At 44.0% G+C, this 24218-nt stretch carries 24 protein-coding genes and 1 tRNA gene; 11 read left to right on the top strand and 14 right to left on the bottom strand.

Features of this window, described 5'->3' with window-relative positions:
* The first annotated feature begins 112 nt into the window (after positions 1-112).
* From DLM75_RS05280 to DLM75_RS05255, 6 genes are all read left to right on the top strand, one after another.
* Positions 113-1993: a carbon starvation CstA family protein gene (locus DLM75_RS05280; RefSeq protein WP_118967422.1), complete on the top strand. Its 1881-nt coding sequence runs from the start codon at positions 113-115 to the stop codon at positions 1991-1993.
* Positions 1990-2541 carry an NUDIX hydrolase gene (locus DLM75_RS05275; protein WP_118967421.1) on the top strand — a complete coding sequence of 184 codons (552 nt, stop codon included), beginning with the start codon at positions 1990-1992 and terminating at the stop codon, positions 2539-2541. Before DLM75_RS05280 ends, DLM75_RS05275 begins: the two co-directional genes overlap by 4 nt.
* Positions 2542-2608: 67 nt before the next feature.
* A complete protein-coding gene (gene lsa66, locus DLM75_RS05270) occupies positions 2609-4378 on the top strand; it encodes a fibronectin-binding adhesin Lsa66 (protein ID WP_118967420.1) in 1770 nt (589 codons plus the stop codon).
* Between the two features lie 7 nt (positions 4379-4385).
* Positions 4386-5132 (top strand): NRDE family protein, encoded by a 747-nt coding sequence (locus DLM75_RS05265; RefSeq protein WP_118967419.1) that lies wholly within the window; start codon positions 4386-4388, stop codon positions 5130-5132.
* Positions 5133-5142: 10 nt separating this feature from the next.
* A complete protein-coding gene (locus tag DLM75_RS05260; RefSeq protein ID WP_118967418.1) occupies positions 5143-5523 on the top strand; it encodes a PilZ domain-containing protein in 381 nt (126 codons plus the stop codon).
* Between the two features lie 255 nt (positions 5524-5778).
* On the top strand, positions 5779-6495 hold the full coding sequence (locus DLM75_RS05255; protein WP_158586442.1) for a class I SAM-dependent methyltransferase: 717 nt from the start codon (positions 5779-5781) through the stop codon (positions 6493-6495).
* Between the two features lie 9 nt (positions 6496-6504).
* On the opposite strand, the gene DLM75_RS05250 is transcribed toward DLM75_RS05255, so the two are convergent.
* The 3 genes from DLM75_RS05250 to DLM75_RS05240 form a co-directional block, all read right to left on the bottom strand.
* Positions 6505-6915 (bottom strand): hypothetical protein, encoded by a 411-nt coding sequence (locus DLM75_RS05250; RefSeq protein ID WP_147456607.1) that lies wholly within the window; start codon positions 6913-6915, stop codon positions 6505-6507.
* Positions 6916-7003: 88 nt separating this feature from the next.
* Positions 7004-7357 carry an LIC10260 family lipoprotein gene (locus DLM75_RS05245; protein WP_118967415.1) on the bottom strand — a complete coding sequence of 118 codons (354 nt, stop codon included), beginning with the start codon at positions 7355-7357 and terminating at the stop codon, positions 7004-7006.
* Positions 7354-7689 (bottom strand): hypothetical protein, encoded by a 336-nt coding sequence (locus tag DLM75_RS05240; RefSeq protein ID WP_118967414.1) that lies wholly within the window; start codon positions 7687-7689, stop codon positions 7354-7356. Before DLM75_RS05240 ends, DLM75_RS05245 begins: the two co-directional genes overlap by 4 nt.
* A 348-nt stretch (positions 7690-8037) precedes the next feature.
* On the opposite strand from DLM75_RS05240, the gene DLM75_RS05235 reads away from it, so the two are divergent.
* The 4 genes from DLM75_RS05235 to DLM75_RS05215 all read left to right on the top strand — a co-directional run bounded on the left by DLM75_RS05235 (position 8038) and on the right by DLM75_RS05215 (position 12899).
* A complete protein-coding gene (locus tag DLM75_RS05235; protein WP_118967413.1) occupies positions 8038-8847 on the top strand; it encodes an adhesin OmpL37 family surface protein in 810 nt (269 codons plus the stop codon).
* Between the two features lie 235 nt (positions 8848-9082).
* Positions 9083-11131 carry a DUF4178 domain-containing protein gene (locus tag DLM75_RS05225; protein WP_118967411.1) on the top strand — a complete coding sequence of 683 codons (2049 nt, stop codon included), beginning with the start codon at positions 9083-9085 and terminating at the stop codon, positions 11129-11131.
* A 70-nt stretch (positions 11132-11201) separates the two neighbouring features.
* On the top strand, positions 11202-11396 hold the full coding sequence (locus DLM75_RS05220; protein WP_118967410.1) for a DUF4806 domain-containing protein: 195 nt from the start codon (positions 11202-11204) through the stop codon (positions 11394-11396).
* Positions 11397-11402: 6 nt separating this feature from the next.
* Positions 11403-12899 (top strand): polyamine aminopropyltransferase, encoded by a 1497-nt coding sequence (locus tag DLM75_RS05215; protein ID WP_118967409.1) that lies wholly within the window; start codon positions 11403-11405, stop codon positions 12897-12899.
* A gap of 223 nt (positions 12900-13122) precedes the next feature.
* Here DLM75_RS05215 and DLM75_RS05210 read toward each other — a convergent pair whose 3' ends face one another.
* Positions 13123-13563: a GNAT family N-acetyltransferase gene (locus DLM75_RS05210; RefSeq protein WP_118967408.1), complete on the bottom strand. Its 441-nt coding sequence runs from the start codon at positions 13561-13563 to the stop codon at positions 13123-13125.
* A 552-nt stretch (positions 13564-14115) separates the two neighbouring features.
* Here DLM75_RS05210 and DLM75_RS05205 point away from each other — a divergent pair.
* On the top strand, positions 14116-14505 hold the full coding sequence (locus tag DLM75_RS05205; protein ID WP_118967407.1) for a hypothetical protein: 390 nt from the start codon (positions 14116-14118) through the stop codon (positions 14503-14505).
* Positions 14506-14580: 75 nt separating this feature from the next.
* Here DLM75_RS05205 and DLM75_RS05200 read toward each other — a convergent pair whose 3' ends face one another.
* The 10 genes from DLM75_RS05200 to DLM75_RS05155 form a co-directional block, all read right to left on the bottom strand.
* The gene (locus DLM75_RS05200; protein WP_118967406.1) at positions 14581-16641 is read right to left on the bottom strand and encodes a 7TM diverse intracellular signaling domain-containing protein; all 2061 of its coding nucleotides are present in this window, start codon (positions 16639-16641) and stop codon (positions 14581-14583) included.
* Positions 16638-17108, bottom strand: coding sequence for an EVE domain-containing protein (locus tag DLM75_RS05195; protein ID WP_118967405.1), 471 nt, complete (start codon positions 17106-17108; stop codon positions 16638-16640). The genes DLM75_RS05200 and DLM75_RS05195 overlap by 4 nt, the downstream gene beginning before the upstream one ends.
* Positions 17105-19072 (bottom strand): ATP-dependent zinc metalloprotease FtsH, encoded by a 1968-nt coding sequence (gene ftsH / locus DLM75_RS05190; protein ID WP_118967404.1) that lies wholly within the window; start codon positions 19070-19072, stop codon positions 17105-17107. Before ftsH ends, DLM75_RS05195 begins: the two co-directional genes overlap by 4 nt.
* A 157-nt stretch (positions 19073-19229) precedes the next feature.
* Positions 19230-19793, bottom strand: a complete 564-nt coding sequence (gene pth, locus DLM75_RS05185) for an aminoacyl-tRNA hydrolase (protein WP_100786752.1) — start codon at positions 19791-19793, stop codon at positions 19230-19232.
* 46 nt (positions 19794-19839) lie between these two features.
* Entirely contained in the window at positions 19840-20475 is a 636-nt protein-coding gene (locus tag DLM75_RS05180) for a 50S ribosomal protein L25/general stress protein Ctc (protein WP_118967403.1), read from the bottom strand.
* Positions 20476-20490: 15 nt separating this feature from the next.
* Positions 20491-21429 carry a ribose-phosphate diphosphokinase gene (locus DLM75_RS05175; protein WP_118967402.1) on the bottom strand — a complete coding sequence of 313 codons (939 nt, stop codon included), beginning with the start codon at positions 21427-21429 and terminating at the stop codon, positions 20491-20493.
* Complete coding sequence (locus DLM75_RS05170) at positions 21426-22184, bottom strand: sugar phosphate nucleotidyltransferase (RefSeq protein WP_118967401.1); 759 nt, start codon at positions 22182-22184, stop codon at positions 21426-21428. The genes DLM75_RS05175 and DLM75_RS05170 overlap by 4 nt, the downstream gene beginning before the upstream one ends.
* A 27-nt stretch (positions 22185-22211) precedes the next feature.
* A tRNA-Gln gene (locus DLM75_RS05165) sits at positions 22212-22287 on the bottom strand.
* A gap of 4 nt (positions 22288-22291) precedes the next feature.
* Entirely contained in the window at positions 22292-23185 is an 894-nt protein-coding gene (locus DLM75_RS05160) for a 4-(cytidine 5'-diphospho)-2-C-methyl-D-erythritol kinase (protein WP_118967400.1), read from the bottom strand.
* Between the two features lie 11 nt (positions 23186-23196).
* Entirely contained in the window at positions 23197-24141 is a 945-nt protein-coding gene (locus tag DLM75_RS05155; RefSeq protein ID WP_118967399.1) for a helix-turn-helix transcriptional regulator, read from the bottom strand.
* Positions 24142-24218: the final 77 nt, after the last annotated feature.

Genomic DNA, 24218 nt, shown 5'->3' with positions numbered 1-24218 from the left:
ATCCATTCATCAATTCTTTTTCAGATTCTTCTCTAAGAATCCGAAACGGAATTCTTCCTGAGCGTTGAAAAAAGGTTTGCTCGGATCCTTTCTGAACCCCATCCATCCTAATATGCTTCCACTCATCGCGGTACTCGGTTGTTTCCTCGTCTATTTCCTCGGATATAAATTTTATTCGGGTTATATCTCTCGATCGATCTTCGAATTGAAAGACAATACGACAGATACCCCCGCCCATAAGTTCAACGATGGGGTCGACTACCTTCCCACAAAACCGATCGTTTTATTCGGTCATCACTATGCTTCCATCGCAGGATTGGCGCCTATTCTTGGACCAGCGGTCGCGGTCATTTGGGGATGGCTTCCGGCTATGATTTGGGTCGTATTCGGAAGTATTTTTGTGGGTTGTGTGCATGATTTCGGAGCCTTGGTCGTTTCGGTTCGGAATCAAGGAAAGAGTATCGGCCAGGTTGCGGAAGACCTTCTCGGTCACCGAGCGAGAAGCTTGTTTCACGCGATCATTTTCTTTTTAGTCGCCCTTGCCATGGGCGTTTTCGTTCTCGTTCTTGCGGAAATGTTTTCCGCGGACCCGAAAGCGATTCCCACGTCCAAAACGGCGCTCGCGACGGAAGTCGGAAAGGTTCCGTCTAACGCGAGCGTAGAGACGAAGAATCCGACGAAAGAAGCACACGATCATCCCGGAGAAATTCGAACCGAAGAAAAACCCTCCATTCGACTCAGAAGTCATTTCCCGGAGGCGGTCATTCCTTCCGCCGCGATCATGATTCTTGCGATCATCGTAGGATATCTCCATTACAAAAAAGGAATGAGCCTGACTCCTCTTACGATCATCAGCGTACTCGCGACTCTTGCTTCTATGGTTTTGGGAATGCAAGAATCCGTTCTGCAAGCGACCGGACTCGCCTCGGTAGATACGTCTCCTTCCACGGGAAGTTGGAAATACATTCTTTTATTCTATGCTTTCTTAGCGTCGGTGACTCCAATCTGGCTTCTTTTACAAAGCCGGGATTATATCAACTCCTTCCTTTTGTATTTGGGAATCATTCTGATCTATGTCGGATTTTTTGCCGGCGCCCTATTACAGAACTTTCCTTCATTCAACGCGGAAGCGATTCGTACAGATTCGATCGGATTGGATTTGATTCCCTTTGTCTTTATCACGATCGCCTGCGGAGCCGTCTCCGGTTTTCACGCGTTAGTCAGCTCGGGAACGACGGCGAAACAATTGGATAGAGAAGTGGACGCAAGAGCGATCGGTTACGGAGGAATGATCGGCGAATCGCTGTTAGGTCTTTCCGCGGTAATCGCCTGCACGATCGGCTTCAGTTCCGCAACGGAGTGGTCCGGCTTCTATCGTTCTTGGTCCGGGATTCAGGGATTAGCCCCGCAGGTCGGCGCATACATTTACGGAACCGGAAGATTCTTAGCTCAGATCGGAATTCCGGAGGCGTTCGGACAAGGGTTCATCGCTCTCATCGTGATCAGCTTTGCACTGACATCCTTGGATTCCGCAACAAGACTTCTCCGATATAATATCGAAGAAATCGCCGAGTCGACTCGAGTTCCTTGGATTCAAAAGTTAGTCGGGAACCGATATGTTTCCAGTCTCATCGCTTGTGCGGCGATCGGATTTTTCGCATTCATGGAGATAGAACAAGACGGAAAGAAAAAACCGGCGGGGCTTGCCTTGTGGAAACTTTTCGGAACCACGAACCAACTTTTGGCGGGACTCGCACTTTTAGTTGTAACCGTTTTCCTTCTTAAATCGAAGAAAAGAATCAAAGTGGCTTTTCTTCCTATGCTTTTCGTATTAACGGTAACTCTTTGGGCGATGATCCGAAACTTTTTCGATTTTTTACTCGGACCTTCTCCGAATATTCTGCTCGCGGGAGTCGGCGGAACGTTAATCGTTCTTACGGTTTGGCTTCTGGTGGAAGCAACTCTCACCTGGAATCGCATTAGAAAAGTATGAAATACTGTAGTTCTTGCGGGTCCCCCGTTTCGCACAAAATTCCGGAGGGGGACAATCGGCCTCGGCATATCTGCGACAACTGTGGTACGATCCACTACCAAAATCCGAAGGTGGTAGTGGGAAGTATTCCTATTTGGGAAAACAAGATTCTACTCTGCAAACGCGCCATCGAACCTAGAAAAGGATATTGGACCCTTCCTGCCGGCTTTTTGGAGAATCGGGAAACCGTAGAAGAAGGTGCGATCCGAGAAACAAACGAGGAGGCGAACGCGCAGATCCATATTCTCGGACTTCAATGTGTTTATAGTATTCCCCATATCAGCCAAATCTATATGTTCTTTTTGGCGGATCTCGTGGACGGCAAATTCTCCGAAAGCTCCGAATCCGAAGAAGTGAAACTCTTTGCCACGAGCGAAATTCCTTGGGAAGAACTCGCATTCACTTCGGTTTATTACGCTCTCAGACAATACGTGGATTCGCCGGACAAAAATTCCTTTCATTTAGGAAGCACTCGAAAAAGAAATTATCCCCCTTCGAAAGAATCTTGATCGAACGTTGAACTCCATTCATAAAAAAAACATAGGAAAAAAAACGTACCAATTTAGAGTGTACTGCATGCGGAACCGAACTCTTTCCATTGCGTCATTGTTGTTATTTTTTTCAGGATCTCTAAGCGCCGATACGTTTATCAAAACGAGTTCGGATTCCTTCTCACCCAATTGGGACGGCAGAAACGATACGGTAGAATTTAAAATCTCAAAGTCCGCACTTCCTCGTCTGTTCGACTGGGAATTGATCGTCAAAAACGCAGGTGACGATGTCGTAAAAACCTTTCGCGCCGATCACAGAAGAAAAAAAGGATTTTCCCTTTTTCCATTTTTGCAAGACGAGAATAAACTTTCTCCTCTGGAAATTACGATTCCGGAATCGATTCCTTGGAGCGGAGAAGACTCGAAAGGTTTTTTATTACCCGATGGAGAATACAAATATAGACTAAGATTGGTCACCGAAAATAAAGAGAACCTTTTATCCGAGGAGAAATCGGTTCTTCTTGATTCTCACCCGCCGACTTCCGAGTTGAATGCAAAGACTAGAGTTCTTTTTCTCGGTGGAGATCGGTCCGCATCTAGGATCAACATCTCCCAAAAAGTTTCGGGAGAAATCGGGGACAACTTCACCGGAGAATTTTCGGATTCGGAAGGAAAGGCAGTAAAGTCTTATACATGGAAATTCAAAGACGTTCCTTCAAATCTGAGTTGGGATGGAACCGACTTTTCCAACAAACAACTTCCTAGCGGAATTTATTCCTATCGTTTGATCGGATACGATAAGGGAAGGAATGAAACCGTAACTTTGTTAAACGACTTAACGATTCGAAACGAGACGGGCGGCGTCGATTTGTATTCCGATTCCAAATTGTATTCTCATCTTCCGGGAAGTGTTAAGAATTCGGTCCGATTCCATTCCTACATTTCCCCAAAAATCAAATCGGATTCGTATGAGATTGAGATTTTTCAGAAAAACGGAAACGAAGAAAAGAGCGTCTATCGCGTCCGAGACACGGGAGAACCTTCTTCGGAGTGGAGATGGGATTTGAGAAATCAATCCGGGGATTTGATTTCGGCCGGGATTTATCATTATCGCCTAACAATTCACAGTCGCTATGAACGTTATCAATCCATTCCCTCTTTTTTCCAGGTGACAAAAGATTCTTTCGAACTTTCAATTTCCGTATCTCCGAAAGAATTCACACCCGATAACGACGGGAAAAACGATTTTCTAAAAATTTCACTTTCCGTTCAAGGCGTTCCTCTTCAGTCCTGGGAAACCACATTATACGAAATACCACCTTATACGGACTTGAAAAGAAAAATCAAAACTTGGTCCGGAAACGGTCCACCTTCCGAAGAAATTCCTTGGGAAGGCTTGGATGAAAACGGCGTCAGAGTAGGTTCACTGAGTAACTTCTATTTCGAATGGAAATATACGGATATTTTGGGAAGAGAATCGAGCGGGAACGGCGCCGAATTTAAAACCGGGATTCTTGTTCTGGAAGAGGACAAATCTCTGAGGATCTCGATTCCGGAATCCCAGGTGGAAGCGAGATGGTGGACTCTTCCCGGACAAATCCGCACTTTGTTAAACGAATTCCCCGGCTACAAAATCGAAGTACAGTCGCATTCTTCGCACCAAGGAGACGAAGAGGTCAATCAGGTTACCACGGAGGAACGGGCAAAAACGGCCTTTGAATACTTCTTTTCCAAGTCCGCACCGTTCGGAAGAATCCGGTTTCGAGGATACGGTGAAACTCTTCCACTGATTCCGGGCTCCGGGAAATACGAAGCAGATAAAAATCAAAGAATCGATTTTTATCTTTCACCTTAATAACGTTATGTGCACTGCGATCATTTATAGGAATAAGGAAAAAAAAATCCTAGGTTTGGGTTTTAATCGAGACGAATCCGTAAAACGAAAACCTTCCACTCTTCCTCAAAAAATCGGGAACGGTCCCGTTTATGCGATTTCACCTTTGGACGGAGACTACGGCGGAACTTGGATAGGCGTGAACTCCTCTCAGGAAATTTTCTGTCTTTTGAATTTTTACGAAGCGACTCTCAAACTTTTGAGAAACCCCACGAGCAGAGGTTTGCTCGTTCGTTCTTGTTTATTAAACGAAGTGAATCCGGACCAGTTGAAAGAAGAGGAACTCGTAAACTTTTATCCGTTCAAATTAGTTCGAATCACTCTCGAAAAAACGGACGTCTTTGTCTGGGACGGAAAGGACTTGGTAGTAAAGACCGACCAAGAAACGTTCCAAGTGATGGGAAGCTCTTTTACACAAGGACCAAAAGCTCAGGTTTCCAGAGAAGCAGTTTTCAAAGAACACTTCCTTCCTCGAAACCTTCCCGACGCTGAAGAATTTTTACTTCTATCAAAAAATTTTCTGACTTCGCATATTCCTGAAAAAGGAGCGCTTTCCTCTTGTATGCATAGAAGAGACGCTCATACGGTTTCAAAAACGGAAGTCGTATTAACGGAGAAATTGTTGACTGTCACTTACCAGGACGGCCAACCTTGTGAATCACCGGAGCCTACGATTCTTAATTTGACTTTGACGGATTTTTCGGTAATAGGATAATTGAAATTATATGACCGGCACTAAGTCCTTATTCGACGATTCTTTTGAATACAGGGATCCTGCGATTCAAAAAAGAAAAAATGCCCGCGTTAAAATCACTTTAGACGCGGAAATGACGATCAAAGGAAAATCGGAAAGACATCCTGTTACCATTCTTGATATAGGAACCGGCGGTGTTGCGCTCGACTCAAGAATGACGATGTTCGAAGGAGACCGAATTCATCTTCATGCGAAAATCAACGGTAAGGATATGACTCTTGAAGCGGAGATCATTCGCTCTTCCGGAAAAAAAGCGAACAGCATCTTTGTAAACATCGCAGACGATCATAAAAACGAAATTCAGGAACTCATCCATAAAAAGTTTTTCGAAAAAGAGAAAAAACTGAACTGAAGTTTATAATTTCTTTTCTCACCAGTTTTCATCCCACCTAATTCGTTTCTAGTTCTAAATCACAGGCTTCTTCCAATTTTTCAGAGCAAAGAAACGTATCGATTTCGAATACGATCCTTTGAGAATTGGTGATTCAATTTTTTTCATGAATCCGTTTTTGAAACCGAGGGCTGTTTTGTTTTTCGGTTGCTTCCCTTTCTTTTCTCGGAAACATCCATTCTCATGAAAACGAAAGCGAAAATTTCGAAAAAGAAAATGAAACCTTCCGTGGGAATCGCGAAAAAAGAATCGAAAGAACTCGAAACGTTGAGTAAACCCGCTCCCAAAAAAGAATCGTTTTACGCAAAATTGTTCGCACGATTTTACGATCGTTTTATGGATCGAATCGAAAAGACGGTTCTTTTTCGAAAACGAAAACATCTGATTCAACCCCTACATGGGAAAATCCTGGAAATCGGAAGTGGGACGGGTATCAACTTTCCGATCTATTCTTCCAAGGTAGAAGTCATCGCGATCGAACCCTCCGCGTCCATGATGGAAAAGGCAAAGGAAAGAATCTTGTCTCTACAAAATCAACCTTCCTTTGAGAAATCACATTCAAAAATTAGAATGGAGGCTCTTGGTTTGGGAGATCCTGAATTGGAATCCTTGGTTCCGCCGAAAAGTATGGACGCCGTTGTTTTCACACTGGTTCTCTGCACCGTCCCCGATCCGGTCTACGCGATTCGATTTGCGAAGTCTCGATTGAAACGAGGCGGGAAAATTCTAATTTTAGAACACGTTCAAGCGACTTCAAAAGCAGGACGACTTTTACAAAATTTCCTCAATCCGCTTTGGAATCGTTTCGCGCAAGGTTGTAATCTCAACCGGGATCCTGCTTCCATCTTAAAAGCGGAAGGGTTTCAACCTCTGGAAGAATATCGTTTTAGAAAAACCTTACCCTTTTATCAGGCGATTTACGTACTCAAATAGGTCGTTTATTTACCTTCTTTTGGTTTTTTTCGTTCTACGTTTTTTCTTTTCTGGACACGGAATTTTTAAAAAGAATCCGTTCGATTTTTTTACGAGATCGATCAATCTTGAAAGCACTTCTTGATCATACTCGTTGATCCAATAAATGTTTTCAAAATTCATCGTAAAATGAAACGTATCGTCCTTTTCAAATTTTTCGATCGGAAAAAGATATGCAAAATATGGAAAATATTCTACGAAAGATTCCAAAAGCTCGAAAGGAATCCGCAACCCTTTATGACCGAAAGTCGAAGTCGATAGAAGAATTCCACGATTGACACTTTCGTTCTTTGAATAAAGAATCGCGAACATTCCCACACCAAAAGACAGGACAAGCAAAACGAATAAAACAAGATCGTATTGATTCGAAATGGGCTCCATTCGAATGCGGAGAATCTGTTGATTCTTCTTTTTAGAATCAACAAACCGCACCCCCGCTTTTGCTAAGAATCTAATTCCGAAAAACTTCTTATCGCCTGAGCGTTTCTCCTTCTACAACCAATTCGTAGCGTACAAAACAGACAAACGGTATCAGAGGCAAAACACAAACGGGGAATTTCATTTCAATATCTACATTTTTCAAGATAGAATTGGAAGTTTTCGATTCCGCTTCTTTCAAATAAGAATTCAATTCAACCGGAAAAAGTCCGCCGAATCCGATCCTATATTTCTCGAGTTGAAGCCGTTTTGATTTCGCTTCAGAAAATTCAATCGGACGAATCGGCTTTTCTAAAATAACGTAGCTTATCTTTTTCGGAGTTTGCGAACAACCGAGAACCAATAAACAAAGCTGAAACAAAAAGAATCGAATAGTTCGTTTCATCTCGCGCCCTCCTGCGAAAATCCCGCGCTATGAATCGCAAACCCTTTGATGACAACGCAGTGCATCGGCGCAAACGGTCCCGTCGTATGCGTCACTTCCGCATCCAGAATCGTATCGTACTTTGTATTTAGGATCGTATTCTCAAATGCTTTCGCTAGGCTATAGTAGAATCCGCAATCCTTACCTTCTTTGATTTCTCCCGCAACACTTCGAACGTCCTCTGGAATTTTCTTTCCTTCCAAGTTTCCATAAGACAAAAGATAAACCTTCTGCGTGGTCGAGCAAAAGGATAAGAATAGAATGTTAACGGCGATCCAAGTCAAAAATTTCATTCGCACCAAAACCGAATCCTCTTCAATATAAAATTAAGTATTTTGAATGTATTTAGATTCCGTTTCCAGAAGACAAACCCATTCCGAAAAAACCGAAGAAGAGTCCGATTTTATTTTTCTTTCCTTAGGATATTTTTCTTACTTTTTTGAGCTTCAATTCAAATTGGAAGATAACCTGAAGTGAAATTTAGAATCGATTCCAAAAGAAGGAATAATCTCAGAGAAGAAATTTCTGAAGAATCGAGTCAGTTTGTAAATTCGGCAGTCGACATAAGTCTTTCAAAGTGAAACCATCTATTATCCGGCTCCGCATTGAATTTCAGATCTTGATTTTCCGAAACTAGTTGTATGAAGTTCTTTTTGGGAATCGGATTCGTTTTATTACTTTGGATTCCCTCTTCTATTTCCGCGGACCTCGCGAGTAACGGCGCGACCCATTTAGTCCGGGTTGAAAAAGGACTCAAGGTGAACGAATTTCTCATCAAAGCGATGAACAGTTCGATTTCGAACATCGGTTCCGAAGCTGACAAAGCTCTCTACAAAAGGATCATCCAACACCACGTCGAAACCAGCCAACTTTACTTTCAATTCGATTTGGAACGATCATACGTCGAACTCAAACGAACCCAAGATCTACTTGTAATTCTTTATTCCAACGTCATCGAAGCCAGCAAAAAGACGGTTCGAGGCGAACTGACTTCCCTCGGGTATCAAGCCGTTCGTGGTACGGAAGCAAGACCTAAAAAACATCTGGAACTCGGTTATCGGGAACTCGCCGCGGCGGAACAAAAAAAACTGATCGCAGATAATACCAGACCCTATCTTCAACCGATCAAATTGGAACTACTTTACGAATCCCTAAAACTCTTAAAACAATCCAGGAAGTATGTGATTCTTCTTTCAATGGAATACCTTTCCGACTTTCCCCCCGATCCGGAAAGCGAAGACTTCTTCGGAATTCTCAACGAGATCAACAGAGCCATGTTTTCCAGAAAGGACGAGTTTGCGAGAATTCACTTTGACAATCATTTTCACGCTTATTCAGGTGAAAATCTCTACGATATCTACTGGCAGAATCCTGCCTTAGAGGAATTGGAAAAACCTCTCGGAGAAGTCGACTCAGCCTATCTTAGGGATCGTAGAAAAGCAAAACGTTGATCTTTCTCCGCGCGAGGGATCGATGCGGTATCAACAAATTGATTGTTTCCGTTCGACGTTTCTTTACCCGAAGTTTCAATTTGTTGATAAGAGCGGAGAGCCCGGTGGGCGCTTTTGGAAAAAAAATTCCTTTCCTCCGATCGACTTCGCACACGCGCCCGAATTGATTTTTTTCCGTTTCTCATTTTAGAAATTCAGGTGACAGGGATTTCTTGTCTAGATACAACCTATCCTTGTGTTAGAACTGAGTTGTCCCAACTGCGGCGCGCCCGTCCCCTTTCAAAACAAGGCTTCGATTTATGGAGTCTGTCCGAATTGTAAGACTCTAACCGTTCAAAAGAACCAATCCCTGGAGAGTCTTGGCAAGGTCGGGGAACTCGTTCCGGATCTTTCCCCGATTCAAGTTGGAACTTCCGGTAAAACGAAGGACGGAATCCAATTTCAAGTCGTTGGAAGGATTCAGCAACGGTATAGTCTCGGAACCTGGAACGAATGGCACGCGATCTCTCAAGACGGCAAGTCGATGTGGCTCGCAGAAGCGCAAGGTCAGTTTATGGTTACGGAGCTTCGTCCCACTGCAAAAGCAGAAATTTTTCCAGAACACGATCCGATTCAAAATCTGGAGACTCCTCCGGATGTTTACTTCATCACTTCGAAAACTTCCAAACAACTTCTCAGAGCCGGCGATACTCTCAAACTCGACAATGACCTTTGGATGATCCGTGAAATCGGTGTCGCGACCTGCGTCGGCGGTGAAGGAGAACTTCCCGTCGGTTTCGAATCCGGGACAACTTCCGTTCTTCTGGATCTCGCCAACGATCAAGGCTGGTTTGCTACATTAGATTATTCTCATACACCTCCCCTTTATTTCCGGGGTAAAGTTTACAGCTTCGATCAGATCGAATTCATCAATCTTCGTGATCCGAAGGCGTTTCAAGGTTTTCAAAAAGTGGAAGAAGCCAAGGCGATCCAGTGCCTCGGTTGTGGCGCATCCCTGAGCCAAAGAAGTCCGGATTTTTCCAAATCGATCGCCTGCGAATACTGCGGAACGGTCATGGATACGAGCAAGGACGAGCTCAAAATTCTTTCCAAGTTTCAGGAAGTCATCAAGGATAGAATTTACCTTCTTCCCGGAACAAAGCTCACTCTCAAAGGCAAAGAATGTGAGGTCCTCGGCGTTGTAAAAAAATCGGTCCACGCAGACGGACAAATCTTTCCTTGGACGGAGTATCTTCTTCATTTTACGGGCGGCTACTACTGGTTAAACGAAACAAGCGGTCACTGGACCGTCTTCGAACCGGTTCCATTTATTCCGAGAACGGTTATCGGAACGTATCCTCCGAAAAAATCATTTCAAAAGGAAGAATATAAACTTTTCAATTCTTCGAACGCAGGCACGGACTTCGCCTTCGGAGAATTCTACTATAAAATTCATGCCGGAGACACGGCGGAACTTGCCGACTTTATCGCTCCTCCGAAAATGCTTTCTTCCGAAAAAACCCAGAACGAACTTTTCTGGTCGATCGGAGAATACGTTCCCGTAGACGAACTCAAAAAATCGATTCAAGGTGAAGTGGAACTTCCCGAACCGGCAGGAATCGGCGCCGCACAACCGAACCCTTTTACTAAATTAAGAAAACGGAATGTTCGAATCGCGGCTTGGCTCTCGGCGATCATGCTCGTCGTTCAAATCGGATTCTGTCTGAGTTCCCAGGATAAGGAAATTTTTTCGAAGGACTATCAGTATGTTCGGGATCCGATTGCGGGGGGAACAACCGATTCTTCTTTCGTTACGGAAAGTTTTCAGTTTGAAGGAAACGCGAGACAAAACGTCCAGATCAAAGTGAACGTTCCCAATCTTTCCAATCACTATATCTACTACTACTTGGCTCTGATCAACACGCAGACCGACGTCGCTTACGATACGGGTTTAGAAGTCAGCTACTACGAAGGAGTAGACGACGGAGAACGTTGGACGGAAGGAGATACGTCCGCCGACGTTATCATCGGAGAAGTTCCTCCCGGAGAATATTATCTCAGAATAGAATCCGAATCGGATTTTCCAAGGGGAAGCGGAACGGTCGCCCACTTCAGCATTCGAAGGGATGTGGATCAGTCGTATTACTATCTTCTTTTCCTTTTAGGAATTTGGCTACCGGTCCCCTATTCTTTGTTCCGAAGTTTTTCATTCGAAGCATCGAGAAACGAGAATAGCGATTTTGCGCCGGATAACAGCTCTGACGATTCCGATGACGACGATTCTTATTCTTCGAGCGACGATTGAGAAAGAAGGAAAGAATGAGAAAGGAATTTCCGAACGATCCGCAATTTAGTAACGATCAAGGACGAACACGATGAAATATATAAAACCTCTTTTGTATCCGCTTTATGCGTTAGGCCTCACCGGTTATCTTACTTATACAAATATGTTCGGGGGCGGATCGAGCAACGTGGATGAGATCGAGAACGTTCCCAAAACAGTAAGGGAAAACCCGGGAGTTTATAGAGCGCATTATACGAACTTTATGCGATACTCCGGAGGAAAGTAAGACCGTTTGCAAACCGCGCTTTATATTTCCGTCCTTATCATCTCCTCCTGCGGCCTCGTCTACGAACTGTTAGCCGGAACCATCGCGTCCTATCTTCTCGGAGAAACCGTAACGCAGTTTTCATTGATTATCGGAACCTATCTCTTTTCGATGGGAGTCGGTTCTTGGCTTTCCAAATACGTAGAAAAGGATTTGATTCCTAAGTTTTTGGAAATTGAACTCGCGATCGGCCTCGTGGGAGGATTTAGCGCGGCGATTCTTTATTTGAGTTTCGGACAGATTCGATTCTTTCAAGTTCCTTTGTTTTTACTCGTCATCCTAGTGGGAATCCTTGTCGGTCTGGAAATTCCCGTTCTACTCAGAATTCTAAAAAAAGAACTTCAGTTTAAAGAACTGGTGTCAAGGGTTCTCAGTTTAGATTACGTTGGTGCGTTACTCGCATCGATCCTATTTCCGATCTTCTTCGCGCCGAAACTCGGATTGATCCGAACCAGTTTCTTGTTCGGGATTTTGAACGCGGGAGTTGCGCTCTGGGGAACCTGGGCTTTACCGCTCAAATATTCAAGGATGATATTGCTCCGCGCACAATCGGTGATCGTTCTCACTCTATTGGTTCTCGGATTTTCGTTTTCGGATTTGATCACGTATTACAGCGAAGAAACACTTTACACGGACGAGATCATTCTATCCAAACAATCCCAATTTCAGAGAATCATCGTCACGAGATGGAAAAACGAAATCCGACTTTTTTTAAACGGACATCTTCAATTTTCTTCCAGAGACGAATATCGCTATCATGAAACCTTGGTGCATCCCGCGATCTTGGCCCACCCTTCTCCAAAAAACGTTTTGGTCTTAGGAGGAGGAGACGGATTGGCGGTGAGGGAAATTTTAAAACACGAGGGAGTCCAAAAAATTACGTTAGTCGATCTCGATCCGGCGGTAACGGGACTATTTACGGATCACACCGTCTTGAAAGAACTCAACGAAGGAAGTTTAAAAAATCCTAAAGTAACGGTGATCAATACGGATGCGTTTGTTTGGTTGGAAGAATCCGGCGATACCTTCGACGTCGTCATCATCGACTTTCCCGATCCGAGCAACTTCTCCCTTGGAAAACTCTACACGACCGCATTCTTTCACGTGCTCAAGAGAAGAATGAACGAAACGTCCGTATTGGAAATACAATCGACCTCTCCTTTGTTCGCACGCTCTTCGTATTGGTGTATCGAAAAAACGATTTCGTCCTTGGGTTTTCAAACTCTTCCGTTACACGTGTACGTTCCTTCTTTCGGAGAATGGGGTTTCGTTCTCGCGGGACAAAAACCGATACGGTTTCGGGAAAAATTTCCGGACCATCTTCGATTTTTGAACGCCGAAGAACTCAAATCGATTCAGACCTTTCCCTCGGATATGTCCAAGGTCCCCGTCGAAATCAATCGATTGGACAATCAAGCCCTCGTAAGATATTACGATCGGGAATGGAATCGAATCTTAGACTAAGAGCCTTTTACGAACCAATTTTCGGGCGGCTCCTGAAGTTCTTTCTAGGAAGCAGAATCGAACGTAAGTGCAGGACCGAGCTCTCAGCTCCTGTCAATAAATTGAATCCTTCTTTCAGAGGATCTTTTTTCGATAAACAATTTATTGACACCGCTTCGATCTCTGCCGCGGGGACAGTGCGTCGAGATCGAAGCGAAAAACCGAAGTCAATCTCGGAAGTGAATCACCTCCGTAACCACTGCCAGACCTTGCCGTCTTCGGGGTGAATCAGCTCACCGGTTCTTTCGAAATTCAGACGTTCCAGGATACGGGTTGAGGCGTTATTCTCCGGCAACGTTTGCGCCGTAACGATCACCTCGGGCGACGCTAAACGTGCCTGAGCAACCAAAAAGGACGCAAAAAAAGTTCCGAACCCTTTTCCCTCGTATTCCGGAAAGACAAAGTATGCGATCTCCACTTGACCGTTTTGGGGAGGAGATTTGAACGCACAAGTACCGAGCGCTTCCCCACCTTGGACATACAAATACGCAATCCAAGGTTCCGAGGGCGACTGGCCGGTCGCATTATACATTTTTAATACACTTGAAACGACGTCCTGGACAACGGCGTTTTTTTCGAGTTCCAGTAGCTCTCTCGAATCGGATTGAATGGGAATGAATTTCATTGATATACTCCTTAATCTTTCATTTTTTCTTACTCCAAAAGAATGAGGTGAACATAGGCGGCTCCTGAGTTTTTTTTGGTTCGAACCAATGCCGGAAAATACGATGAAACGCTCATCCGGTGATTCTCAACTTCGTACAAGGTTGTAGTTCTTTTAACTTCCACAAGTCAATCTGCTTTTTTAGTTCCTAGTTCGTTGATACGAAGCGCCTGACACAAGCAGACGCTAACAAGAAGTTGGCTTTCTCTATAGATTTCCAGATGAACCGGTTATCATTCCGGATTTAAGTTTGTATAAAACGTATTTTGCTGATCCGGCAAAAAAGCCGATCGGCGGGTAAAGGTTTAACTTCAAGAAAACGAATTACTGGTAAGCGACTTTTTCGACTCTTCTCCTTGTCGAATTAGGATTGATCGATGTGAGCCGACTTCCCTTCTAAGATTGACAGAATTTTCAAAAACGTGGAACCTGAATTTCAAAAAGTTGTCCAACATCTAAACGGCGTCTTGTACGAAAAGCCCGTGACATTGGACACAACTTGAGGATTTCTGAATGAAAAAAACAATCTCCCTTCTTTCCCTTTCCGGTTTAGCGTTCGTTGCGCTGATTACAATTTCATTGAATGCGCAACCAGAACGCAAAATCGAAACCACGGTGCACGATTTTATGGAAGACTATCCGAAACTTGCCGTAAAAGCCGCTAAAAAAGGAAAACCGGAATATATAGAAAAGATTTTAACCGAACTTCCGAACTTCGCGCTGGACGAACAAAAAGCAAAGTGGACGGAGATTTCTCAAGAAGCACTGAAGACAAAAGACTACGAACAATCCTGCAAAACGTGTCACAAAGAATTCAAAAAAGAGTATAAAAAGACGTATCGGAAAAGACCGATTCAAGTTTCTCCGGAACTGATCAACTATCTGAAAGAACTCAAGAAGTAATCGATTCGTCTTTAGAAAGAAAATCTTCGGAACGGATTCTGATCCGGATTCCGTTCTCGAGATTTTATGGAGATCTTAAGAACCCGCTCGTGAAATCTCCTGATAAATCGGAGCAACAACGTTTTCTTCTTTTTCAAACTTCCCGTTCAAATCCAAAATCATCAGAGTAATATCGTCTTCGAATTGATCGCCGCGTCCGGACCAGGACTTTACCGTATCAAAAACCAATTGATTCAAAATTTTTCCCTGCAAACCCGCGTTTGTTTTTAAGAAATCATAAAATTTTTGATAACCGAACATCTGTCCGTATTGGTTCCGCGCTTCCGTAACCCCATCGGTGAACAAGACAATACGATCTTCTTTTTTTATCGGAATGATGAGTTGGCCGTTTTTCAAATTCCCGTCGATTCCCATGATCCAACCGGGAAGAAAAATTTCTCTGAATTCTCCCTTCCCGTGATTGAGGATCGCGATCGGAGGATGACCCGCGTTCGAGTAAGTTACAATTCCCTTATGTATATCGATGATTAAATACGCCGCGGTAATAAAATGTTTACCGTACTTACCCATCAAAGCGCGGTTGATATTTTTCAAAACTTCAGCCGGTTCCGCGGCCTTTCTGACTTCGATCGAAAATGCGAGTTTTACCATAGAGGCGATGATCGCGGCGGGAATCCCGTGACCGGAAACGTCGCTGATAAAAACTCCAAGCCTTCCGTCACCGTAATCGTGAAAATCGTAAAAGTCCCCTCCGACAGAACTTGCACATTCCATTCTTACCGAAAGTTCGATTCCTTCCACCTTCGGAAGTTTATCCGGGAGAATCGATTCTTGAAGTTCTCTCGCGATCTTCAGTTCTTGTTCTATCTCCGAGAGTTTGATCTGATTCTCATAAGCGTCGATGCTCGTTTGTAAACTCTCGGCCTGCAAAGATTTGAAACGGTCGGCCAAAGCGAACGAAAGAAGAGTCATTTCCAAAAGGGAACCGATCAGAGAACCCCAGTTAGTGAAAAGATTACTAGGTAGCAAGGAAAGGTTTCTGAGGACAGTAATCAAAATAAAAACCACGAGAACCGACCAGGCGAGAAGAAAAAAACGGGCAGGTCTATAACCTTGTCGATAACGATCGATTCCGGCGTAAATCACCACAATAGAAGTGAAAATCGGAAACAAAGTCAATGCCCGCATATTCCAAAAATAGAATATAGGAAAGAAGGAAAGAAGAATCCCCACAATCCCAGGAATCATGAATACAACGAGAAGATAATCGATAATCTTCATCGTCCTACCGGTATGAAGAAACGATCTCGTGAATTGAATCGAAAATACGATTGCAAGATACGCGAAGGGAACCAAAAGGTCGTTCCACGTTTTGAGAGCTGACGTGTAGAGATATCGGTTTCCCACTCCGGTCACGGAAAGTTGCCAGAGACCGAAAAACAAAAGATAAAGAACGTAAAAAAGATAACCCGCTTCTTTCACAGTTGAAAGAACAAAGCCGTTGTAGACGAGCATCACGAGCAAGGCGCCGAAAAATAATCCGAAAAGAAGATTCTGCACTTGAACGTTTGTGATAAACTCGTTCGCGGTCCAAGCCTTAAAATTGAGAATCAAGGATCTTCTCGTGGAGACTTTGATCAAATATTCTTCCGTGTTTCCGTATTGAGTGACCAGACGATAGACCGGATGAAAATATTCTATACTCTGATCTCGCTTGATTTCTTGATAACGAATCGGAAACTGTGAAAGTTTTTTATAGAGTATAAATTCTTCGGAAGCGGGATTGGCTAATTCTAAAAACCAAGGTTGAAAACCGTGACCGATCTTTTCAAAATGAATCTTGGAACGGATCCAAAACGTAGATTGAGTATATCCTTTAGAAAGGCTTTCCTTTTCAAAATTCTTCCATTCCGGATGAAAGTTCGGATTGGAAAAATCCTCGATACGAATCGTTCCATTAGAATCTTCTAATACTTGAAGAGTTTTCCCTAAAAATTCCCCATTCATTTTTTCCGAAAGGGAGAACGCGGATTGGAGCGGAGAAGAATATTTATCGGTGATCGATACCGAATCGGCGAATAGCAGGGCAGTTTCGCAGAAAAACAGAAGAAGAAGGGTTTGAACTTTCAGCTTCAAAGTTTCACACCCGCAAGTCCCAGAATGAACTGAAACTCCGCGGGAGAAACTGGCTGAATAGAAAGGCGAGAACCTTTCTGTAGAAGCACCATGTTCTTAAGTTGTTTGTGCTTTTTCATTTCTTCCATCGTGACAGGTTCAGGGAATCTTTTTTTAAATTTTACATCTACCATGTACCATGTCGGGTTCTCAGTCTTACTTTTCGGATCGAAGTATTTGTGAGAAGGATCAAATGCGAAATGATCCGGATATCCTTGTTTTGCAACTTCGGCAATTCCAACGATGGAAAGGGGGTTAGCCCGGCTATGGTAAAAGAGAATGAGATCCCCTTTTTTAATACTGTCACGCAAGAAATTGCGCGCCTGATAATTTCTTACCCCTTCCCAAGGAGCGATATGGGAAGGAGAATTGTACAGGTCATCGATTGAAAAAACGTCGGGTTCTGTTTTAAATAACCAGTGATTCATTCCATTCCGGCGTTGTACGCGGGGTTTGTTTTGATTCCGTTTTGTTTCTTCGATTTAACCGTTTTTTCCGGCTTTTTTTTTGCGCCGTCTTCGCTCGCAGGATGAACGATGAGCATCAGCTCGTCATGGGAAATGGTTTCTTTCGCAAGAAGGGCCTTCGCAAGTCCTTCGAACTTGGAAGCGTTCTTACGAACCAGATCGCGTCCTTTGTTCAGACAAGTCTGAACGATTTCACGAACTTCTTTGTCGATCATCGCGGCAAACTCTTCCGAGTAATATTTATTGCTATGACCCATGTCTCTTCCCACGAATACATTGGCTTGGTCGCCCGCATAGTTTACGGTTCCGAGTTTTTCGGACATCCCCCATTCGCAAACCATCTTCCGTGCGATGTTCGACGCTTGTTGGATATCATTGCTCGAGCCTGTGGAAGTGACTCCGAACTTAAATTCTTCTGCGATAAACCCGCCCATAGCGACTACGATCTGATCGAGCCAATATGTTTTTGGAAGAATGTGTCTGTCCTCTTTCGGTAACGACTGAGTGAGCCCCAATGCGCGTCCTCTTGGAATGATCGTAACCTTGTGAACCGGTTCCGTATAAGGAAGAAGTGTTCCCAAAATCGCGTGACCTGCTTCGTGATAAGCGATGACTTCTTTTTCTTTTTCGGACATGAAGAACGATTTTCTTTCCGGTCCCATGAGAACCTTGTCGCGCGCTTCTTCGAGTTCGTCCTGAGTGACTCTTTTTTTATTCTTACGAGCCGCGAGTAACGCACCTTCGTTGATCAGGTTTGCGAGATCCGCTCCCGTAAAACCAGGGGTTCCTCTCGCAATCGAGTGAAGGGAAATGTCGCTGGTCATCGGAACTTTGCGGGAATGTACTTTTAGAATTTCTTCTCTTCCTCTGATGTCCGGAAGATCCACCATCACCTGGCGGTCAAAACGACCCGGACGAAGAAGCGCAGGATCGAGAACGTCTGCGCGGTTTGTTGCCGCCATCACGATCACACCTTCGTTCTTTTCAAAGCCGTCCATTTCTACGAGCATTTGGTTGAGAGTTTGTTCTCTTTCATCATGGCCGCCGCCAAGACCCGCGCCTCTCAAACGACCGACCGCGTCGATCTCATCGATGAAAATGATACAAGGAGAATTCTTCTTACCTTGATCAAACAAGTCTCTTACTCGAGAAGCTCCCACACCCACGAACATTTCTACGAAGTCGGAACCGGAGATGGAGAAGAATGGAACTCCGGCTTCGCCTGCAACCGCTCTTGCGAGCAATGTCTTACCGGTTCCCGGAGGACCGACTAACAACACACCGGTGGGGATTCTTGCGCCGATCGCGTGAAACTTTTTCGGATCTTTTAAGAATTCTATGATTTCTACTAATTCTTCTTTTGCCTCTTCACAACCTGCGACGTCTTCAAAAGTGATTTTTACTTTCGGATCGACGGTCATCTTTGCTTTGGATTTTCCAAAAGAGAACGCTTTGTTTCCGGTGGATTGAATCTGTCTCATCATGATGAACCAGAAAAGACCGATCAGTATAACGATCAGAAGAATATTGCTTCCGATTACGCTCCAGAATTTTCCTTCTTCGGCGGAACGCGCGTCGAAAGAAACATTCGCTCTTCTTAATGAAGCGATCAAATCCTTATCCAGCGGAGCGACGGTCGTTCTAAACTTAACCGGTTTCGCGGTTTTAGATTCCGAATATTCCGCCGGAATGTAAAATCCTTCGATTACGTCTTTTTCGATCTGGATCTTGTTGTATTTGTCAACGGTTCCCTTATAGAGTTTACCGAGAGGTTTTTTCCCCTCTACCGGTTCCAACATATTCAAAAAGTCGGAATAGGAGATATCCTTAGTCGCGCCCGCGTTGTTCTCATAATTATAAGCGATGATCAAAACGACCATCATAATGATTAGGACAAAGAATACATTTTTTACGTTCTTGTTCATGGAGTTCTCCTGTAACTTAGACGCCTGTGAGATACATTAAACAGGCAAGAGGTTCCTTCTGTTAGAATTTCACGTTTCTTCAAAAAGGCAAGGAAGAATTGAACGAAACCGCCAAAAGGAAAACGGTTCGAATGAAATTCCCGCAGATTTTTTTACTTCAAAGATGATATTTTTCGATCACGTCGTCGATATCTCCGAGAGAAATCGAACGAATTGCGGCTTCCGCGTCGTTGATGATCTGAATCAGGCTTAGGTTTTCCATCGGTTCGAAATCTTCCTTTAAGAAAGAATCTCTCACTTTGAGATCAAATCCATCGTTCCAAATTCCGATCCGAATTCGAATAAAATTCGGAGAACGAAGCGATTGAATGATGGATTTGACTCCAGGATGATCGGTTTCTTGAGTTCCCTTATCTACGACGATTCTTCCAAGAGGGAGACTCCAGTCTTCTTGAATGACAAGAATTTCTCCCACTTGTATCTTTAAAAACGAAGCGATATAGAGAACGGATTCTCCTGAAAGGTCGCTGAAAGTTTGCGGCTTTAAGAGTACAACTTCTTCCCCCTCAAAATCACCGCGACCAATCAGAGATTTCTTCTTCTTGGTCTTGATCTCAACATTGATGTTATTTGCGATAACATCTAAAATCTTGAAACCGATGTTTGAGCGGTTATTGTTGTATCTGTCTCCTGGATTCCCGAGTCCGACGATCAGCTTCATGAATACCTATCTGTATCTTTCAGGTTAGACCCGAATCAGTTCCGTATTATTTTTTGCCTTTCTTGCCTTTAGCGTCGTCTTTCGCGCCTTGAGCTTCGGCTCTTTCCGCGGCGAGAAGAGCTTTGGTTTTATTTACGGAAGTGACGATCGGATCTCCGTTGATCAAAATTTCCCAGCTTGCGGGAACTTTGAGTTGGCTGATTTTGATCGCGTCGCCTACGTCGAGATCGGTCACATCGATCGTAAGATTTTCTAATAAATCTTCCGGAATCGTTTTTACACGAAGTTCGTGAATGATGTGTTCGAACTGTCCACCTGTCTTAGAACCTTTCGCAACACCGGTAGTTTCGATACCGATTTTCGTTACGATCTTTTGACCGGGAACAACTTTGTAAAAGTCAACGTGACGGATTCTATCCACTTCGGGAAATCTTTGGATTTCTTTTACGAATACTTTGTGAGTTCCTTGCCCTTCCACATCCAACTCGATCAGAGTGGACTGACGGATTCCGGAGTGAACCATTTTTTCAAGTTCTTTCTCGTTCACTGCACCCGAAGTAGCGGTACCGGCTCCGATAATATTGATGGGAACAAGTCCTGACGCACGAAGACGATTGTTTTCGTTCTTACCGGTTTCCGTTCTTTTTTTAACTGCGATTTTGTGAATAGTGTTCTGGCTCATTCTTATTACCTAACCTTAATCGAATAAAGTGCTGACTGATTGATTTGTGTGAATCCTTTGAATCGCGTTAGCGAGCAAAGGAGCTACGGACAATGATTTCAATTTGTTGATCTTTTTGGATTCCGGAATCGCGATCGTGTTCGCAAGGACGACTTCAGTGAAGTTTGTTGCGTTGATTCGATTCACGGCTTCGCCGGAAAGAACTCCGTGAGTCGCCGCGCAATAAACCGACTTCGCTCCGTGTTTGAGAAGCGCTTCCGCGGCCTTGCAGATCGTTCCAGCGGTATCGATCATATCATCGAGAAGAATACAATTTTTCCCTTCGATCTCGCCGATTACGTTCATGACTTCGGATTCGTTCGCCTTCGGTCTTCTTTTATCGATGATAGCAAGCGAACCGTTGACTTTTTTACCGAAAGCGCGAGCACGTTCCGCCCCGCCAGAATCCGGAGACACGATGACCAAGTCTTCGATCTTCTTTGTGTTGATGTATTCCGCTAAAACGGGAGCAAAGTGAAGATTGTCCACTGGAACCCTAAAAAAGCCCTGAATCTGATCCGCGTGAAGATCCATGGTAAGAATCCGGTTCGGTCCGACGACTTCCAAAAGATCAGCGACGACCCTCGCTGAGATCGGAACTCTCGGTTCTACTTTCCGATCCTGGCGACCGTAACCGTAATAAGGAATCACAACGCTGATGCTCGAAACGGATGCTCGGCGAAGAGCGTCCATGATAAGAATCAATTCCATCAAATGATCGTTAGCCGGCGCAGAAGTGGACTGAACGACGAAAACTTCTCTTCCTCGAACGTTGTCTTCGATCTTAACCGAAATTTCTCCATCGGAGAATTTCTTAAGATTGATCTTACCCGGTTGAATCTTTAGATGCGCGCAGATTTCTTCGGCAATTTCTTTATTGGAACTTCCCGCAAATACGGCGATATCTCCATTCATGGATGGACGGCCTCCCCTTTGATCATAGCGGAAAGCATCTGCAGGTCTTCGGGAGAATTCACTCCATGACTTTCAAGATGATTCTTTAATTTCATCGCACCGAGTTTCTTTCCTGAATTTCTATATAATTTCACTAGGTCGGGGAGATAGTATTCTCCCTGAGCGTTGGAGTTTCCGATTTGTCTGAGAGAATCAAAAAGACCTTCTCCGTCAAAAACGTAAGTCCCCGTATTGATTTCTTTGATGAGTTTTTCTTCAGAAGAAGAATCCTTTTCTTCCACAATCGCCGTAACGTCCCCGGAAGAATTACGGATGATTCTTCCGTAACCGGTAGGTTTCTCCACAACCGCAGAAAGAATCGTTGCGGAGAATTCGTTTTCCTTATGTTCTTTTACGATATTGGAGAAAGTCTCCGCGGTGATCATGGGAACGTCGCCGCAGGCAACGATCACAGAACCCTGAAAGTTATTCAGTTGAGATTCTGCGCAGAGAAGCGCATGAGCGGTTCCGAGTTGTTCGGTTTGTTCCGCAAAAGTAATGCCCGGAATTCCGACGCAAAGGTTTTGAACTAATTCTTTTTTGTAGCCTACAACGACGACGATTCTTTCTACGCCGGAGGCTCTCAGGTGATCGAGTACGTGGAGAAGTAGCGGCTTGCCATTCAGCTCCACCGCTACCTTAGGCTGATCCGTTTTCATACGGGTGCCCTTCCCTGCGGCTAATACCACAGCGACCTTATCCTGAGTAGGTTTCATCGTTAATCAATGTCAGTAAATACAATTTGGCTGGGCTGCTAGGATTCGAACCTAGGAAATGGCGATACCAAAAACCGCTGCCTTACCACTTGGCGACAGCCCAGTTTCTAAAAATTGAATCGTACGAATGTGAGATTTGGGAATTCCTGTCTCAGCCTGTGCAACAGTTCTTCCTGGATCTCAAGGCCCTGGACCAGCCCGTACAAACTCGAACCTGAACCGGTTAGAGAACAATAACTGGATCCAAACTCCAGGAATCTGTCCTTAAGAACTCCCAATTCCGGATGAAGTTGGAAGGCAACCGGCTCAAAATCATTCAAGAGCCTACCCTGCAGAGCGCTCCAATCCCCGTTTTTTAAGACAGAAACCAGATTTTCCGACAGCGTATTCCCATTTTTCTGAGAGGGCCCCTCTTGTAAAGGTTTTTTCAGTAAGGAGTACATTTCCGCCGTATTCATGACTTGCGGAGTCAACGCGAGGATTCCTTGTCCAGAATGGACTTCGATTTCTTGAGAATTCTCACCTCTTCCCGTAACGTAGGCGTTTCCTTCTCCTAAAAAGAAAGGAACATCGGATCCGATTTCGGCGGCGAGATTTTTCATTTCATCCGTTGTAAAAAAAGAACGCCAAGAAAAGAGAAACGAAAGAAGAGAAGCGGCGTTCGTACTTCCGCCGCCCAAGCCACCTGCGGGAGAAATTCTTTTTGTGATATGAATTTTCACTCCGGGGAGTTCGGGAAAAAGAGATCGTGCCTTTTGAAAGGTCTTGTAGAGAATATTCTTTTTATAATCTCCGAGTTCGGAAACCTGATCATAAAGTTTACGTTTTTCTAATATAATTTCGTTTCTTGAAATGAGTTCGAAAACTCCGTTGTCTGCGGGTTCGATTTCGATATCGTCTCCCCAAGAAATTCTTAAAAAGACGCTTCGAATCTCGTGGAATCCATCCGGACGCTTGTAAGGAATTTCTAAACCGAGATTGATCTTAGCGGGAGAAAGCAATTCGATTCTTCCTAACGTAGCATAAATTCAATTTCGCCGATCGCTCTTTTTACAAGAGAGGAAGGACTTTTGAGAATTACATTTTTTCCGAAAGGGAGAATCGTCTCTAAAAACCAGGACTCTTCCCGGATGTTTGCCTTGGATAAATGATAAACGACATTGCCGAGAACCTTAGTTTCTCCGCTCCTTTCAAGACCCAACTTGCGATTGAGATTGTAAAAGACTTCCTTTGTGTGCCAGATCTCTGCGATTCCGGAGGAATTTTCCTGATTCTTACGAAATTCTTCGAACTCTTGAATATACTTTGACTTTGTTTGTCCGGCGGGTTGGGAAATTGGGTCTCCGCCGATTATTAAGGAAAGAATATGATCCAATCGGAAGTTGCGAGGCGCTTTTCTTGTGTGGCAATATCCCAGGAGATAATCTTCAAGGGAATGAAAGAGAAACCAAGGATCAACTTTTCTTTGAAAAGGCTTTTCATCGCTTCTAGATTGATATTCTAAGATCAATGTTTTCCCGTTTTGAATCGCTTCTTGAATCGTATTCTTATAGGAAGCAAGAGCGTCCTGTCCCGTGATCGGGAGAATCGATATGATTTTTTGGAGAATCTTTTTGGCGATGGAGTTCGTATTTGAATCGAGATTCGATTCGGAAGTTTCTTCTAAGATCTTTCGAAGAGCGAGCCATTCTCGAATACTAAGTCTTAAACTAGAATCGAAACGAAAAGGAAGAATCAATCCGAACGTATCGGTTTCGGAATCGTAATCAACCTGGATCAGATCGGCGACGTGAGGAGTCGCACCAAGAAAAAATAATTCCCCCAGCTGTTCCTTGAGATCCTTTTGATTGGTAACTCCGGTTATGCTGGATAGTTCTTCCAGGGTCATCCGTTTTCCATCGCGGAGATGACGGATGAGATTCAATTTAAAATTAAGACGAACCGTACTTGGATTCATAGAATGTCCTCAAGAGTAAAAACGCTGGCTTTTCTTGTAAACAGGAAATGTGAAAATTCTCATACGCTCGTGGTCGG

The sequence above is a fragment of the Leptospira stimsonii genome, assembly GCF_003545885.1.
Lineage (GTDB): Bacteria > Spirochaetota > Leptospiria > Leptospirales > Leptospiraceae > Leptospira > Leptospira stimsonii.
This window is presented reverse-complemented; position numbering and strand designations above follow the sequence as displayed.

Bases quoted from the DNA above. Each gene is read 5' to 3' on its own strand.
- DLM75_RS05240 (WP_118967414.1), bottom strand. From the start codon at position 7,689: ATGAAATTTTTGACTTGGATCGCCGTTAACATTCTATTCTTATCCTTT.
- DLM75_RS05210 (WP_118967408.1), bottom strand. From the start codon at position 13,563: ATGAAATTCATTCCCATTCAATCCGATTCGAGAGAGCTACTGGAACTC.
- DLM75_RS05205 (WP_118967407.1), top strand. From the start codon at position 14,116: ATGAAAAAAACAATCTCCCTTCTTTCCCTTTCCGGTTTAGCGTTCGTT.
- DLM75_RS05280 (WP_118967422.1), top strand. From the start codon at position 113: ATGCTTCCACTCATCGCGGTACTCGGTTGTTTCCTCGTCTATTTCCTC.
- DLM75_RS05155 (WP_118967399.1), bottom strand. From the start codon at position 24,141: ATGAATCCAAGTACGGTTCGTCTTAATTTTAAATTGAATCTCATCCGT.
- lsa66 (WP_118967420.1), top strand. From the start codon at position 2,609: ATGCGGAACCGAACTCTTTCCATTGCGTCATTGTTGTTATTTTTTTCA.
- DLM75_RS05175 (WP_118967402.1), bottom strand. From the start codon at position 21,429: ATGAATGGAGATATCGCCGTATTTGCGGGAAGTTCCAATAAAGAAATT.
- DLM75_RS05260 (WP_118967418.1), top strand. From the start codon at position 5,143: ATGACCGGCACTAAGTCCTTATTCGACGATTCTTTTGAATACAGGGAT.
- DLM75_RS05195 (WP_118967405.1), bottom strand. From the start codon at position 17,108: ATGAATCACTGGTTATTTAAAACAGAACCCGACGTTTTTTCAATCGAT.
- DLM75_RS05220 (WP_118967410.1), top strand. From the start codon at position 11,202: ATGAAATATATAAAACCTCTTTTGTATCCGCTTTATGCGTTAGGCCTC.
- DLM75_RS05180 (WP_118967403.1), bottom strand. From the start codon at position 20,475: ATGAGCCAGAACACTATTCACAAAATCGCAGTTAAAAAAAGAACGGAA.
- DLM75_RS05255 (WP_158586442.1), top strand. From the start codon at position 5,779: ATGAAACCTTCCGTGGGAATCGCGAAAAAAGAATCGAAAGAACTCGAA.
- DLM75_RS05170 (WP_118967401.1), bottom strand. From the start codon at position 22,184: ATGAAACCTACTCAGGATAAGGTCGCTGTGGTATTAGCCGCAGGGAAG.
- DLM75_RS05250 (WP_147456607.1), bottom strand. From the start codon at position 6,915: ATGGAGCCCATTTCGAATCAATACGATCTTGTTTTATTCGTTTTGCTT.
- DLM75_RS05265 (WP_118967419.1), top strand. From the start codon at position 4,386: ATGTGCACTGCGATCATTTATAGGAATAAGGAAAAAAAAATCCTAGGT.
- DLM75_RS05245 (WP_118967415.1), bottom strand. From the start codon at position 7,357: ATGAAACGAACTATTCGATTCTTTTTGTTTCAGCTTTGTTTATTGGTT.
- DLM75_RS05275 (WP_118967421.1), top strand. From the start codon at position 1,990: ATGAAATACTGTAGTTCTTGCGGGTCCCCCGTTTCGCACAAAATTCCG.
- pth (WP_100786752.1), bottom strand. From the start codon at position 19,793: ATGAAGCTGATCGTCGGACTCGGGAATCCAGGAGACAGATACAACAAT.
- DLM75_RS05235 (WP_118967413.1), top strand. From the start codon at position 8,038: ATGAAGTTCTTTTTGGGAATCGGATTCGTTTTATTACTTTGGATTCCC.
- ftsH (WP_118967404.1), bottom strand. From the start codon at position 19,072: ATGAACAAGAACGTAAAAAATGTATTCTTTGTCCTAATCATTATGATG.